Source organism: Streptomyces ureilyticus (assembly GCF_011045025.1).
Lineage (GTDB): Bacteria > Actinomycetota > Actinomycetes > Streptomycetales > Streptomycetaceae > Streptomyces > Streptomyces ureilyticus.
In genome coordinates, this window is the sequence record NZ_JAAKZX010000230.1 from 1 (window position 1) to 14,128 (window position 14,128).

Consider the following 14,128-nt stretch of genomic DNA (forward strand, 5'->3'; position numbering starts at 1 on the left):
GGACGGGTGGGGACGGCGGGGGCGGCTGCATCCATCAGCGGCTCCGCCGCGGGCCCCTCAGCGGCGAGCCGCTTCCTGCCGCTCCGGTACATGCGTGGCGACCAGCCGGCTGACGCGCGCCGCCGCCGGCGCCGCCCGGCGCCGGTCCACCGCATACGCGACCGCCGCGACCCCCAGCCCCAGCACCGCAAGCCCCGCACCCGCGACCGCCGGCGACGTCACACCGAAGCCCGCCGCCAGGGCGAGCCCGCCGACCAGCGCGCCACCCGCGTTGGCGAGATTGAACGCGGCCTGGTTCGCGGAGGAGGCGAGCGAGGGCGCCGCGGAGGCCTTCTCCATGACCATCAGCTGGAGCGGCGAGCCGGTGACGAAGGCCGCCGTGCCGAGCAGGACCACCGCGAGCGCGGCGGTCCACTGCGTGCTCATCAGCAGCGGGAACAGGGCGAGGACCGCGGCCAGCGCCGTAAGGCCGCCGAAGAGAGTGCCTCGCAGGGAGTGGTCGGCGAGCCGCCCGCCGAGCAGGTTCCCGACGGTGGCACCGACGCCGAACAGCGCCAGCAGCACGGTCACCCGGGAGTCGGCGTACCCGGCGGAGTCCGTCAGCATCGGCGTGATGTAGCTGTACGCGGAGAACAGCGCACCGAAACCGGCGACCGTCGTCCCGAGAGCGAGCCAGACGGGGAGCGGGCGCAGCGCGGCCAGTTCACCGCGCAGCCCGGCAGCGGGAGCCTGCGCGTGGTCGTGCGGCAGAAGCAGTGCCAGCGAGGCGATGGCCGCGAGGCCGATGGCGCTGACGCCCAGGAACGTGGCGCGCCAGCCGAGGTGCTGGCCCATGAGGGTCGCCACGGGAACTCCCGCGATGTTCGCGACGGTCAGCCCCAGGAACATCAGCGAGACCGAGCGTGCCTTGCGCTCGGGGGCGACCAGGCCGGTGGCGACGACGGCGCCCACGCCGAAGAACGCGCCGTGCGGCAGACCGCTCAGCAGCCGGGCGGCGAGCAGCCAGTGGTGGTCGGGGGCGAACGCCGAGAGCGCGTTGCCCGCGACGAACAGCGCCATCAGGCCGATCAGTACCTTGCGGCGCGACATCTTCGCCGTCACCGCGGCGAGCAGCGGGGCGCCGACGACGACACCGATGGCGTACGCCGAGACGAGGTGCCCGGCGGTGGGGAGGGATATGTGCAGGTCGTCGGCGACGTTGGGCAACAAGCCCATCATCAAGAATTCGGTGGTGCCGAGACCGAAGGCGCCCACGGCGAGCGAGAGCAGGGGTGCCAGGGGCATGAAGGGCCTTTCAAGTGGAGCGAGCGGAGTTCCGTACATCGTATGTTCAAGTACGGAACAAATCCTCTCAGGCCCAGTATTCCAAGCGGTTACGAGCCGGTGTCCGCAAGCTTCACGCGGGCGGCGATCGGGAGATGGTCGCTGCCCGTCTCCGGCAGCGACCAGGAGGTGACCGGCTCGACGCCCTTCACCAGGATCTGGTCGATCCGCGCCATCGGGAACGACGCCGGCCAGCTGAACCCGAAGCCGCTGCCCGCGGCGCCCTGTGTGGAGCGCATCTGCGAGGTGATGCCGTTGAGCGCACGGTCGTTCATCGTGCCGTTCAGATCGCCGAGCAGGGCGGACATCGGCAGCTTCTCGGCTGAGATGGCGTCACCCAGCGCGTCGGCGCTCTTGTCGCGCTGCCGCGCCGTGAACCCGGCCTCGATCTTCACCCGCACGGAGGGCAGGTGAGCCACATACACCGCGAGCTGCCCGCCCGGCGCGGTGACGGTCGCCCGCATGGCACGGGTCCAGCCCAGCTTGATGTCGACGGCCTTGACACCGCTCAGCGGGTACTTGCTCCACAGGCCGACGGTGCCCTGCACGGAGTGGTACTTGTACGTCGAGGCGAGGGCCTTCTCGTACACCGGGACCGCGGTCTCCGTCAGTTCCTCCAGGGCCACCACGTCGGCTCCGGAGGCGGCCACGGCGCGGGCGGTGCCGGACGGGTTCGCGTTGTCCGCGTTGACGTTGTGGGTGGCGACGGTGAGGTCGCCGCCGCTGCCGGTCTTGTCGAAGATCAGTGAGCTGAAGAGGTTGAGCCAGACGATCGCGGGCACGAGCACGGCGATCAGTGCGGTCGCGGACCGCCTCAGCAGCGCGAGGGCGAGCAGCAGCGGGATGAAGACGCCCAGCCAGGGCAGGAACGTCTCGTTGAGGGAGCCGAAGTTGCCGACCGCGTTCGGGATCTGCGAGTGCAGCACCATCACGAGGGCGAGGAGGACCGCGCACACGGCGAGGACGATGCCGCGCCGCCAGATACGGCGGTCATTGCGCAGGGCGTCGATCAGGCGCTGAAGCCGGGACGCTCTGCGGTCGGACTCCTGGCCGCCGCTGCCCGACTCCGTCTTGTACGCCTGCGCCATACTCTCGACCTCACAACATGCCGTTCACCCATCCCCCGCACCCAAGAACCCTAGGGGATGATCGCGTTCACTTCGGCCGCCTCGGGGACGGCGGTACGGGCACGATGACGTGCCTGCCTGCATGCCCAGTTCCGATCGTCCACCCGGTGGCAGCGGTCTGTGACAAAACACTCACATTCACCTTGTACGATGGTCCGGTCGTTCTGCGAGCCCTTGAAGGCACGAACCGGCCTGGCCGGGGAGACGGTTGTACGTGGTGTTGACCGGATCGATGTCGCCAGGACTTCCTGGCGTGGGGCCTTGTCACCGGTCCCGCATCGCATGGCGGCCCGGCCGGATGCGGTGGATGCGACCCGTGACCGCCCTGCCGTAGGGGGCAGTCGGGAGCGCGACAAGGTGTGATCGACCGAGTCAAGCTCGGCCGTTCACGGCCGAGAAGGGGACTCAGGGGTCAGCCGGCTCGGCGGGCGCAGTCCCTCCAGGACGGTGTCGACGATCTCCTCGGCGAGGTTTTCGGGGAGTTCGGCGTCGGGGCGCATGACGGTGCGCAGGAGCATGGGGCCGCTGAACAGGTCACCGATCAGCTCGACATCGACGTCGGAACGGAGTTCGCCGTTCTCCTGCCCGCGGCGCAGCACCTCGTAGGTGAGCCGGCGCCGTGGCTCGATCACGTTCGCGTGGTACGCCGTCCACAGCTTGGGGCTGCTCTTCATCTGGGCGAAGACGTTGTGCACGAGCGCCGAGGTGCGGCTGGCCAGGCCGCGCCTGCGTATCGACTCCAGGAGGGCGATCAGGTCGTCGCGCATCGAGGTGCCGGGCAACTCGGGGTCGGCCTGCTCGGCGGCGCGCATGACGTCGCAGAAGAGCTCTTCGCGGTCGCTCCAGCGGCGGTAGATGGTGGCCTTGCCCACCCCTGCGGTGCGGGCGACACGCTCGATGGAGATCTCCGCGAGCGGGACGCCGTCCTCCAGCAGTCCGATGACGCCCTCGATGATGGAACGCTCCACGCTCTCACTGCGCGGGCGCCCTCTCACTGCCCCACCCCGTCCGGCCCCCTGCTCCGCGAGGTCCACGCCAACTCCGTTCGTCCGACGCCCTGTTCGGGCCCGATTGTCTCAGTGCTCGGCAGCCACCAGTTCGGTTTCCTCTCCTCCGGGCTCCTTCGAGGCCGGTTCCCGGCCGGGCAGGAACAGCGCCACGACCAGGGTGCCGACGAGGGCGACACCGGCTCCGCCGAGGGCGGTGAGATGCATGGCGTGCAGGAAGGCGTCGTGCGCCGGGGTGACCAGGGCCTCGCCCTCGGGTCCGAGCCGCGCGGCGGCGCCGAGGGTGGCCTCGATGGACTCGCCCGCGTGGTGCCGCAGGTCCGCGGGCAGCAGGGTGAGCTTGTCCTCGATGCCCGAGCGGTACGCCGTGGAGAGGACCGAGCCGAGTACGGCGATGCCCAGGGCGCCGCCGACCTGGCGGAAGGTGTTGCTGAGCGCGGAGGCGGAACCGGCCTTCTCGCGGGGCATCGTCTGCATGATCACGACGCTGGTGGGCGTCATGACGTGGGCCATCCCGGTGCCCATCAGGAAGAAGATGACCTCCAGGATCCAGATCGGCGTATCGGCGTCGAGGAAGGTGAACGCGGCCAGTGTCGCGGCGATGAGCAGCATGCCGCCGGCGGTCGTGACCCGGTAGCCGAATCGGTCGACGACCAGCCGGGCTCGCGGCGCGAAGGTGAGCTGCGCCGCGGCCAGCGGCAGCATCAACAGGCCGGTCTGGAAGGGCGAGTAGCCGCGCACGGTCTGCGTGTAGAAGACCGCGAAGAACGTCACGCCCATCAGCGCGAAGAAGACCAGCCCTATGGCGCCGATGGCCGCCGAGAAGACCCGGTTCTTGAAGTACGTGACGTCGACGGACGGGTGGTCGATGCGCTTCTCGTACCAGACGAATCCGATGAGTACGGCGAGTCCGGCGCCCATGGTCGCCAGCACCTGGGCGTCGGTGAAGTCGGCGAGCTGGCCGCCCTTGATGATGCCGTACACGAGCAGGACGAGCCCGACGACGGACAGCAGCACGCCCACCGGGTCGACCCGGCCCGGCTTCGGATCGCGGGAGTCGGGGACCAGCCACAGCATGAGCCCGAGCGCGAGGACCACGATCGGCACGTTGATGAGGAACACGGACCCCCACCAGAAGTGATCGAGCAGCACCCCTCCGGTGATGGGCCCGATCGCGATGGCGAGTCCGACGCCGCCCGCCCAGATGCCGATGGCCTTCGGCTGCTCGTCCCGCTCGAAGACGTTCATGAGGACAGCGAGGGTCGCGGGCATTACGAAGGCGGCGCCGAGCCCCATCAGGGCGCGGAAGCCGATGAGCTGCTCCGGTGAGCCGGAGAACGCGGCGAGCGCCGAGGCGCCGCCGAAGACGGCGAGCCCGCCCAGCAGCACCTTCTTGCGGCCGAGCCGGTCGCCGAGGAGGCCGGCCGTGAACAGCAGTCCCGCGAAGACGAGCGTGTACGCGTTGATGGCCCACTCGAGCTCGCTCTGGGTGGCGCCAAGACCGGTCGGGGCGGGCGTCGAGATGGTCTTGATCGCGACGTTCAGGATCGAGTTGTCGAGTACGACGATCAGCAGGCTCAGCATCAGCACGCCGAGGATCAGCCAGCGACGCCGGTGCACGGCCTCCGGTACACGGGGGTCGGTGGCGGCGGGAGTAGTCATGCCGTCGAGGTTAGCGAATAACGATACGAGACGGTCTCGTATCGGAACTCTTTTACCGAGTCCTTACGCGGACGGAGCGGGAGAGGTGAGAGGGATGAGTGGGGCAGGAGGGACCGGCGGAGTTACGGCGATCACAACGGGCCGCGGGTGAGGGCGGCCCCCTAGCCGTTCCATGGCACGAGGTGCCACCATGGAAGGGATCCGGGGACGCCGTCAGGGCGCCTCGAGATGACAGAAGGAGCCGTTGCGATGACGCAGCTCTCGGCTGCCCAGAAGGCCCCCGACAGCAGCAAGGCGCTGTACGGAGGGAAGGGCACCCGCCGCATCACTGTCCGCGACCTCAACGCCGCCAAGGAGCGCGGCGAGAAGTGGCCCATGCTCACCGCATACGACGCGATGACCGCGTCCGTGTTCGACGAGGCCGGCATCCCGGTCATGCTCGTCGGCGACTCGGCGGGCAACTGCCACCTCGGGTACGAGACGACCGTGCCCGTCACGCTCGACGAGATGACCATGCTCTCCGCCGCGGTCGTACGAGGCACCTCGCGCGCCCTGATCGTCGGCGACCTGCCCTTCGGGTCGTACCAGGAGGGCCCCGTGCAGGCTCTTCGCTCGGCCACGCGCCTGGTGAAGGAGGCGGGGGTCGGTGCCGTCAAGCTGGAGGGCGGTGAACGTTCGCACCGCCAGATCGAGTTGCTCGTCGAGTCCGGCATCCCGGTCATGGCGCACATCGGTCTGACCCCCCAGTCCGTGAACACCATGGGTTACCGCGTCCAGGGCCGTGGCGAGGAGGCGGCCCAGCAGCTTCTCCGTGACGCCAAGGCCGTGCAGGACGCCGGGGCGTTCGCCGTCGTCCTCGAACTCGTGCCGGCCGAGCTGGCCGCGGAGGTCACGCGTGTCCTCCACATCCCGACGATCGGCATCGGTGCGGGCCCCGACACTGACGCGCAGGTCCTCGTCTGGACGGACATGCTGGGCCTGACGTCCGGCAAGGTGCCGCGCTTCGTGAAGCAGTACGCGGACCTCCGGTCGGTCATGGGGGACGCCGCGAAGGCGTTCGCCGAGGACGTGGTCGGCGGGACGTTCCCCACGGAGGAACACTCCGTCCACTGAGCCACTGCGGTACCAAGGCGGCCCGCCGATCTTCCCCCGTCGGCGGGCCGTCTGCTGCCTCCGGCGGTTGAGCCGGGCGCCTACGGGGGTGGTGGGTGTCAGCGCCGGTGCGCGGTGACCAGCCAGGCGCGGGAGTCGAACCACACGCCGTCGCCGGTGTCGTGCGCGTCGGCGGCGAGGCGCGCAACCACCCGCGGATCGGCGACGTCGTCGAAGAGCGGCAGCCAGAGTGCCGACCGCAGCCGGTTCATGGGCGGCCTCCTTCCGTGTGCGGCAGCAGAGCCGACATGAAGTCGTCCCACACCGGTCTCGGCAGGTCATGTCCGGCCCCCTTGAGGACCAGCAGCTGTGCACCGGGGATCGCGTCGCGCAGCGCCTCGCCGTGCGGCAGTGGCAGGAGTGGGTCGTGGTCGCCGTGGACCACGAGCGTCGGCGCCGCGATCTCGCCGAAGCCGCCGCGGGCCGGACTGTCGAACTCGATGGCGTAGTGGTTGACCAGCGTCGCCGCGTAGCTCGTGGCGCGCGCCACGTCACGTTCGACCAGCGCCCGGATCGCGGCCTCGTCGAAGTACGGCGAGCCACCGGCGTACGCTCTCGCGCCGGCCACCACGTACTCGACGACCGCGGCCGTGTCGGAGGCCTCCGGCTCGGCGGGCATGGCCAGGTCACCAGCCGGCGGCGGCAGGTCGTCGGCACCGGTCGAACTGGAGACGAACGTCAGCGACGCGACCCTGTCGGGATGGTCCACCCCCAAGAGGAGTCCGAGCCCGCCGAACATCGACTGGCAGACCACATGGCCGCGCTCGATGCCCAAGGCGTCTTGGATGCCGAGCACGTCCAGGGTCAGGTCGGTGAACGAGTACGCCGGCTGTCCCGGCGGGTAGCAGGTCGAGCGGCCGGTGTCCCGGTGGTCGTAACGGACCACGAACCGGCCACGGGCGGCGATCTGTTCGCACAGTTCGGCGTCCCACCACAGCATCGAGGCAGCCGCCCCGGCGACCAGCATGATCGCCGGATTCGCGCGGTCTCCGAAGGTTTCGACACACAGCTCGACGTCGTTGATCTTGAGGAGTTGTGCGCCGCGGGATTGATGAGCAGTCATGTCTGGCACGCTAAGGCCCCCGACTCCAGTCGGGATACGCACCTCAACCCACCTCCCCCGTAGTCGACAAACCGCCGACAGCCCCCTGTAGGCGGGCTGTCGGCGGTTTGTCAGTGGCCCCTGACACCGTGGCGGCATGACGCGAATCGACAACAACCCCAACGCCCGCGCAGGCAGTGCGGTCACCGTCAGGGGGCTGGTCAAGCACTACGGCGAGACCAAGGCACTGGACGGCGTGGACCTGGACGTACGCGAGGGCTCAGTGATGGGCGTGCTCGGGCCGAACGGCGCCGGCAAGACCACCCTCGTACGGATCCTGTCCACCCTGATCCAGCCCGACGCCGGCCAGGCGACCGTCGCCGGCTACGACGTCGTACGACAGCCCCGCCAGCTGCGCCGGGTGATAGGCCTCACCGGCCAGTACGCCTCCGTCGACGAGAAGCTCCCCGGCTGGGAGAACCTCTACATGATCGGCCGCCTGCTCGACCTGCCCCGCAAGGAGGCAAGGTCCCGCGCGGACGAGCTGCTGGAGCGCTTCTCGCTGACGGAGGCGGCGAAGCGCCCGGTGAACACGTACTCCGGAGGGATGCGGCGGCGCCTGGACCTGGCCGCGTCGATGATGGGGCAGCCGACCGTGCTGTATCTCGACGAACCGACCACCGGCCTCGACCCCCGCACCCGTAACGAGGTGTGGGCGGAGATCAAGCGCATGGTCGGCGACGGCGTGACCGTACTGCTCACCACCCAGTACATGGAGGAGGCCGAGCAGCTCGCCTCCGAGCTGACCGTCGTGGACCACGGCAAGGTCATCGCGAACGGCGCCATCGACGCGCTGAAGGCGAAGGTCGGCGGCCGCTCCCTGCGGATCCGCCCGGCCGATCCGATTGAACTGCGCCCGCTGGCCGGCGCGCTCGACGAGCTGGGCATCACCGGGCTCGCCAGCACGACGGTGGACAGCGCGAACGGCACCCTCCTTGTGCCGATTCTCAGCGACGAGCAGCTCACCGCCGTGGTCGGCGCGGTCACCGCGCGCGGGATCACGATCGCCTCGATCACCACCGAACTGCCCAGCCTGGACGAGGTCTTCCTGTCCCTCACCGGCCACCGCGCGAGCGCCCCGCAGGACGCCGTGCCCACCGACGCCCGCGAAGAGGTCTCCGTATGAGCGCGATCAGTACCGAAATCATCAAGGGCGACGCCCGGATCAGCCCGCGCGCCCACGCGCGGCACACCGGCGCCCTGATCCGCCGCAATCTGCTGTGGATCCGGCAGGACCCGGAGTCGATGTTCGACGCCATCCTGATGCCGATCGTCTTCACGCTGCTGTTCGTGTACGTCTTCGGCGGCTCGATCGGGCAGGCGCTCGGCGGCGGTCAGGACGACTACGTGCAGTACGTCGTGCCCGGAATGATGGCCATGATGGGCATGAGCATGGCCATGTCGGTCGGGACCGGCTTCAACACGGACTTCAACTCCGGTGTCATGGACCGCTTCCGGTCCCTGCCGATCGGACGTGGCTCGGTGCTCTTCGCCAAGATCGCGGTGGAGCTGCTGCGGATGCTGCTGGCCACCACGATCATGCTGGTCGTCGGCGTTCTGGTCGGCTTCGACATCACCAACTGGGGCGGGCTGCTCGCGGCCGTGGCGCTGGCCGCGCTGTTCGGCTCGGCGCTGATGTGGGTGTTCCTCACCCTGGGCGTGGTGCTGAAGACCCCGCAGTCCGTGCAGGGTCTTGGCTTCCTGGTGCTGATGCCGCTCCAGTTCGGCTCGTCGATCTTCGCGCCGACCGAGTCGATGCCGGGCTGGCTTCAGTCCTTCACCGACGTCAACCCGCTGTCCTCGCTCGCGGACGCCGCGCGCGGGCTGATGGTGGGCGGCCCGGTCACGCAGGACCTGTGGGTGACGGTCGCCTGGTCGGTGGGGCTCACGGCGGTCATGGCACCGATCGCCATCCACAAGTTCCGTACGAAGACCTGACGTCGACGTGCCCGGCCCCGTGTCGGTGCGCGTCAGACCAGGGCGGCGGCCTCTACGGAGGAGAGGCCGCCGCCCTCCGCGTACACCGCCTCGTACGCCTCGTCGCCGAGCACGGCGCGTGCGCCCTCCACCGCCCGCCGGTGCACCTCACGCTCCTGGGGCGACCAGCAGTGCCGGGGCGGCAGCCGCGCGTCGGCGGCGCCGAGGCAGCGGGCGGCGTCGCCGGCACGGCTGCCGCCGTCGACGCGGGCGAGGGCGTACGCGGCGGTGGTCAGATACGCGGAGCGCATCTGCGGGGCGATGGCCTCGGACAGCGGGTTCTCGGCAAGTTCGAGCGCCCGCCTGATCGTCTCCAGGGACTCCGCGTAGTGGCCGTCGACCGCGTCCACCAAGGCCTCGGCGCCGAGGATGTACGCGTCGAAGATGATGAAGTAGGCGATCGTGAACTCCTCGCGCAGCAGCCGGAGTTGCTCACGCGCCTCGAGGATCCGGCCGGTCATGCAGAGCCAGCCGGCCAGGAACAGCCGGGCGAAGGGCATCGACTGGTCGTTCGTGCCGCGCCCCTGCTCGATGACCTCGCGCAGGAGGCGCTCTCCCCGCTCGGCCTCACCCCCCTGGATCAGCGCGCCGCCGAGCCGGGCGGTGAGCACAGCAACCTGGGCGCGGGCACCGAGACGTTCGGCACGTTCGATGGCCGCTTCGTAGTCGGCGGCGGCCCTGTCGTACTCGCCTTTGCGCTCCTGCGCCTCACCACGCGCCGCGAGCGCATCGGCGGTGCCCCAGAGATCGCCGAGGCGGCGGTAGATCTCCAGCGACTCGTCGGCGTCTCGAGTGGCGTCGCCCTCCCATTCGGTGCGGTTGGCGAGGAGGTTGGCGCGCATCTGCAGATTGGCGCCCAGATCCCACTCGTATCCGGGCACGTCACGGCAGGTGTCGACGGCTGCATCGATGATCGTCCGCACCCGCCCCATGTCACCGGTGAGCATGACGGCGAAGAACCACACCGTGCCGGGGAAACGGCTCACCTGCGGAAGTCCCGGCTCGTACGTCTCGGAGATGACGCGCAGCTTCGTCTGAGCCTCGGTTGTCTGCCAGGCAGGCAACTCAGTGTCTATGCAGGCGAGATGGATCAGTTGCAGCTGGCGCCGGGCCTCGTCGAGGACCTCGCCCGTCCACGGCGGCGGCGTGTCCGTGCAGCGCTCCCACAGCGGGGCGGCGGGTTGCACGGGCTCGGTGAAGGGGTCGGGGCCGAGGGTCTGGACCTCGCGGCACCAGTTGCCGGCGACGATCCGCAGGTCGCGCATCTGCCAGTACCAGGCCATCGACAGGATGAGGCACAGCGCCTCCTGCTCCTCGCCCGCGGCGACGGCATGGTGCAGGGCGACGCGGATGTTCTCGCTCTCGCGCTCCAGGCGTTGGATGGCGGCGAGTTGACCACGGCCGCGCAGCAACGGCTCGGTGGTGCGGGCGAGTTCACGGAAGTACGTCAGATGCGCGCGCTCGGCCTCCGCCCGCCGCCCGGACTCGTCGAGCCGCTGGCCCGCGTACTCGGCGACGGTCTCCAGCAGGCGGTAACGCATATCGCCGTTGCCCGAAGGTGCCGCCACGACAAGGGACTTGTCGACGAGTGAGCCGAGCGCTTCGAGGGCTTTCGGCCCGCAGACCGCCTCCGCGGCGGCGAGGTCGCAGCCGCCGGCGAAGACGGACAGCCGCCGCAGAACCTCCCGCTCGCCCTCGTCCAGCAGCTCCCAGGACCAGTCGACGACGGCCCGGAGCGTCTGCTGGCGGGGCAGGACGGTACGGCTGCCGGAGGTGAGGAGCAGGAAACGGTCGTCGAGCCGGTCGGCGATCTGCCGGGGCGTGAGCATCCGCAGCCGGGCGGCGGCGAGTTCGATCGCGAGCGGTAGACCGTCGAGGCGCCGGCAGATCTCGGCCGCCGCCTCCGGATCGTCCTCGATCCGGAACCCCGGCCGGGCGGCGGCCCCCCGGTCGGCGAGCAGCCGCAGCGCGTACGGCTCCGGCAGCGGCTCCACGGGCCGCAGCAACTCCCCCGGTACGCCCAGGGGTTCGCGGCTGGTGGCCAGCACCGTCAGCTCCGGGCAGCGTTCCAGCAGCTCCTCGACGAGCCGGGCGGCGGCGTCGACGACATGCTCGCAGTTGTCGAGGACCAGCAGCATGCGCCGCTTGCCGCAGTGGTCGGCGAGCCGCTCGACGGGGTCGTCGTGCCGTTCGGATCCGGCCCGCATGGTCTCGGCCCCGGCGCCGTACAGCACGGTCTCGCGGGCGCCGACGGCGGTGAGTACGGCCTCCGGAACGGCCTCCGGGTCGTCCACGGGCGCGAGCTCGGCCAGCCACACCCCGTCCCGGACGACGTCCCGTACGGTCTCGGCGGCCTCCTGCGACAGCCGCGTCTTCCCGGCCCCGCCCGGGCCGAGCAGGGTGACGAGCCGGGCGGTCCCGAGGTCACCACGGATGGCCTCGATATCGCCCTCACGCCCGACGAAGGAGGTGAGCCGGGCGCGGAGGTTGCCGGGCACTGCCGCGCGGTCGCGAGACGGAGCGGCGGGGCCCTCGGCGCCCGTCGTCGCATACCCGCCGGTCCCGGGGGCGACGGCGTCCGCGCCGCTGGGGCTCGCCGGGACGGCGGGAGGAGCACCGGTTCCGGGCGACGGACGGTCGGCGCTCGTGCCCCGGCCGGAGTCGGACCACCGACCGTCAGCACCCGCGCGGGAGCCGGGCGGCAAGCCGTCCGCGCCCGTCTCGTCCGCACGATGCCCGGCCCCGTACGGGCCCCGGGCCCCGCGCGTCCCGCCGTACGGACCGCCGGGACGGCCGCCGCCCTCGCCCCGGGACGCTTCTTCACCCCACTCTCCCGGCTGGAGCAACTCCGCGTGCAGCACCCGCAGTTCCGGCCCGGGATCCGATCCCAGCCGGTCCGCCAGGAGCTGTCGTACGTCCTCGTAGGCGGCCAGCGCCTGAGCCGGGCGCCCCGCGTCGCGCAGGGCGCGCAGGCGAAGGGCCTGAAGGGGTTCGTCCAGGGGGTGGCTGTCGCACAGGGCGGTCAGCTCGGGCAGGGACTGCTCGGCGTGGCCCAGGGCGAGGGCGGCGGTGTGCCGGGCACGGAGGGCGTCGAGCCGCCGGGCCGCCAAGCGGGCCGACTCGGCGGTGCGGTCCGGGAGATCGGCGAGGGCGGGCTCGCGCCACAGAGCGAGGGCGTCGTCGAGAGCGACGGCCGCCTTGGCGGGATCCCGGTCGCCCAACGCACGCGTACCCTCGCCGACGAGCCGCTCGAACCGGTGCACGTCGATGTCGTCGGCCGAGGCGGCGAGCCGGTACCCGCCTTCCTCGGACACGACCGCCTCCGTCCCGAGCACCCGCCGCAGCCGTCCGACCAAGGCCTGCAACGCCCCCGTGGCATCGGCGGGCGGATCCCCGTCCCACACCTCGTCGACCAGCAGCCCCGCGGGCACACCACGGCCACCCCGCAAGGCGAGCACGGTCAGAAGAGCACGCAACCGCGCCCCACCGACAGGAACGGAGCTGCCGTCGGGACGAAGTGCCTGGGTGGTACCGAGGATGCGATAGCGCACGGGGTCCATTGTCTCTGGTGGGTCGGGGCGAGGTCACAGGGTTGGGCGGCGTGGCTAGCGAGCGGACATCCTCCCACCCTGTACGGAACTCACAGCCGAGCGCGAGACGTTTTCCACTTGCGCCCGGTACGGTCGGGCACGCCCGTTTGTACGAACCCAGGGAGCCCGACCCCATGACCACCGCCACCACCCGCCACAGCGACCGGCGGGTCAGTCCCGTCTTTCTCGGGATCGTCGCTGTCATGGCGGTCACGGGCTGGGCCACCTGGACCGGTTTCGCGGAACAGCCCGGCATCGCCGTGTTCCTGTTCGTGACCGCGGCCTGGATCGTCTCGCTCTGTCTGCACGAGTACGCACACGCGCGTACGGCCCTGCACAGCGGCGACATCTCCATAGGCGCGAAGGGTTACTTGACCCTCAACCCGCTGAAGTACACGCACGCCCTGCTCAGCATCGTGCTGCCCGTCCTCTTCGTGATCATGGGCGGGATCGGGCTGCCGGGTGGCGCGGTCTGGATCGAGCGGAGCCGTATCCAGGGGCGCTGGAAGCACAGCCTGATCTCGGCGGCGGGCCCGCTGACGAACGTGCTGTTCGCGGTGGTCTGCACGGCCCCGTTCTGGCTGGACGCGCTCGACGGTGTGCCGGCCGACTTCCGGTTCGCCCTGGCGTTCCTGGCGCTGCTCCAGGTCACGGCCGCGCTGCTGAACTTCCTGCCGGTGCCGGGCCTGGACGGCTATGGCGTGCTCGAGCCCTGGCTGTCGTACAAGATCCGCCAGCAGGTGGAGCCGCTCGCGCCCTTCGGGCTGCTCCTCGTGATCGCCATCCTGTGGATACCGGCCGTGAACAGCGTGTTCTTCGACGTGATCGACACGCTGCTGCGCGGCCTGGGGATCGATGAGATCAGTACGTACTGCGGTCAGAACCTCTTCCGCTTCTGGACGGAGACCGACCAGTTCTGCGGCGTCGGTTCGTGACCGCCAGTGCATGACTGTCAGTGCATGACCGTCAGTGCATGACCGTCAGTGCATGACGGTCAGTTCGTGACGGAGCCGTTCCGCGCCTTGCCGCGCCGCAGGTAGTACCAGGTCATGTTGGAGGACAGGCCCGCGAGCAGTACCCACACGATGCCCAGCCAGTAGCCCTTGGCGAAGGAGACGACGGCCGCGGCGATGGAGAGGACGCAGACGACGAGGGCGTAGAGGGCGAGTCGCCGGGCTGGGTCGGGTG

At 70.5% G+C, this 14,128-nt stretch carries 12 protein-coding genes; 4 read left to right on the top strand and 8 right to left on the bottom strand.

The features are described from left to right. Positions 1–57: 57 nt before the first annotated feature. From G6048_RS40695 to G6048_RS40710, 4 genes are all read right to left on the bottom strand, one after another. Positions 58–1,284, bottom strand: a complete 1,227-nt coding sequence (locus G6048_RS40695; protein WP_165344642.1) for an MFS transporter — start codon at positions 1,282–1,284, stop codon at positions 58–60. A gap of 89 nt (positions 1,285–1,373) precedes the next feature. Further along, complete coding sequence (locus G6048_RS40700; RefSeq protein ID WP_165344643.1) at positions 1,374–2,411, bottom strand: endonuclease/exonuclease/phosphatase family protein; 1,038 nt, start codon at positions 2,409–2,411, stop codon at positions 1,374–1,376. 425 nt (positions 2,412–2,836) lie between these two features. After that, entirely contained in the window at positions 2,837–3,484 is a 648-nt protein-coding gene (locus tag G6048_RS40705) for a TetR/AcrR family transcriptional regulator (RefSeq protein ID WP_165344644.1), read from the bottom strand. Positions 3,485–3,526: 42 nt separating this feature from the next. Beyond that, the gene (locus tag G6048_RS40710) at positions 3,527–5,119 is read right to left on the bottom strand and encodes an MFS transporter (RefSeq protein WP_165344645.1); all 1,593 of its coding nucleotides are present in this window, start codon (positions 5,117–5,119) and stop codon (positions 3,527–3,529) included. Between the two features lie 249 nt (positions 5,120–5,368). Between G6048_RS40710 and panB the strand changes: the two genes are divergently transcribed. Beyond that, positions 5,369–6,232 (top strand): 3-methyl-2-oxobutanoate hydroxymethyltransferase, encoded by an 864-nt coding sequence (panB, locus tag G6048_RS40715; protein ID WP_165344646.1) that lies wholly within the window; start codon positions 5,369–5,371, stop codon positions 6,230–6,232. A gap of 98 nt (positions 6,233–6,330) precedes the next feature. On the opposite strand, the gene G6048_RS50435 is transcribed toward panB, so the two are convergent. Both G6048_RS50435 and G6048_RS40725 read right to left on the bottom strand, forming a co-directional pair. After that, positions 6,331–6,483 carry a hypothetical protein gene (locus tag G6048_RS50435; protein ID WP_165344647.1) on the bottom strand — a complete coding sequence of 51 codons (153 nt, stop codon included), beginning with the start codon at positions 6,481–6,483 and terminating at the stop codon, positions 6,331–6,333. Further along, entirely contained in the window at positions 6,480–7,334 is an 855-nt protein-coding gene (locus G6048_RS40725; RefSeq protein WP_165344648.1) for an alpha/beta fold hydrolase, read from the bottom strand. Before G6048_RS40725 ends, G6048_RS50435 begins: the two co-directional genes overlap by 4 nt. Positions 7,335–7,470: 136 nt before the next feature. Between G6048_RS40725 and G6048_RS40730 the strand changes: the two genes are divergently transcribed. Continuing rightward, the gene (locus G6048_RS40730) at positions 7,471–8,499 is read left to right on the top strand and encodes an ATP-binding cassette domain-containing protein (RefSeq protein ID WP_165344649.1); all 1,029 of its coding nucleotides are present in this window, start codon (positions 7,471–7,473) and stop codon (positions 8,497–8,499) included. Beyond that, a complete protein-coding gene (locus G6048_RS40735; protein WP_165344650.1) occupies positions 8,496–9,311 on the top strand; it encodes an ABC transporter permease in 816 nt (271 codons plus the stop codon). The genes G6048_RS40730 and G6048_RS40735 overlap by 4 nt, the downstream gene beginning before the upstream one ends. 32 nt (positions 9,312–9,343) lie before the next feature. Here G6048_RS40735 and G6048_RS40740 read toward each other — a convergent pair whose 3' ends face one another. Beyond that, positions 9,344–12,910 carry an AfsR/SARP family transcriptional regulator gene (locus G6048_RS40740; RefSeq protein ID WP_165344651.1) on the bottom strand — a complete coding sequence of 1,189 codons (3,567 nt, stop codon included), beginning with the start codon at positions 12,908–12,910 and terminating at the stop codon, positions 9,344–9,346. Positions 12,911–13,074: 164 nt separating this feature from the next. Here G6048_RS40740 and G6048_RS40745 point away from each other — a divergent pair, with 164 nt between their 5' ends. Then, positions 13,075–13,875 (top strand): site-2 protease family protein, encoded by an 801-nt coding sequence (locus G6048_RS40745; RefSeq protein WP_165344652.1) that lies wholly within the window; start codon positions 13,075–13,077, stop codon positions 13,873–13,875. A gap of 59 nt (positions 13,876–13,934) precedes the next feature. Here G6048_RS40745 and G6048_RS40750 read toward each other — a convergent pair. Further along, positions 13,935–14,128: hypothetical protein (locus tag G6048_RS40750; protein ID WP_165344641.1), on the bottom strand; the 194-nt coding region annotated here is incomplete at its 5' end.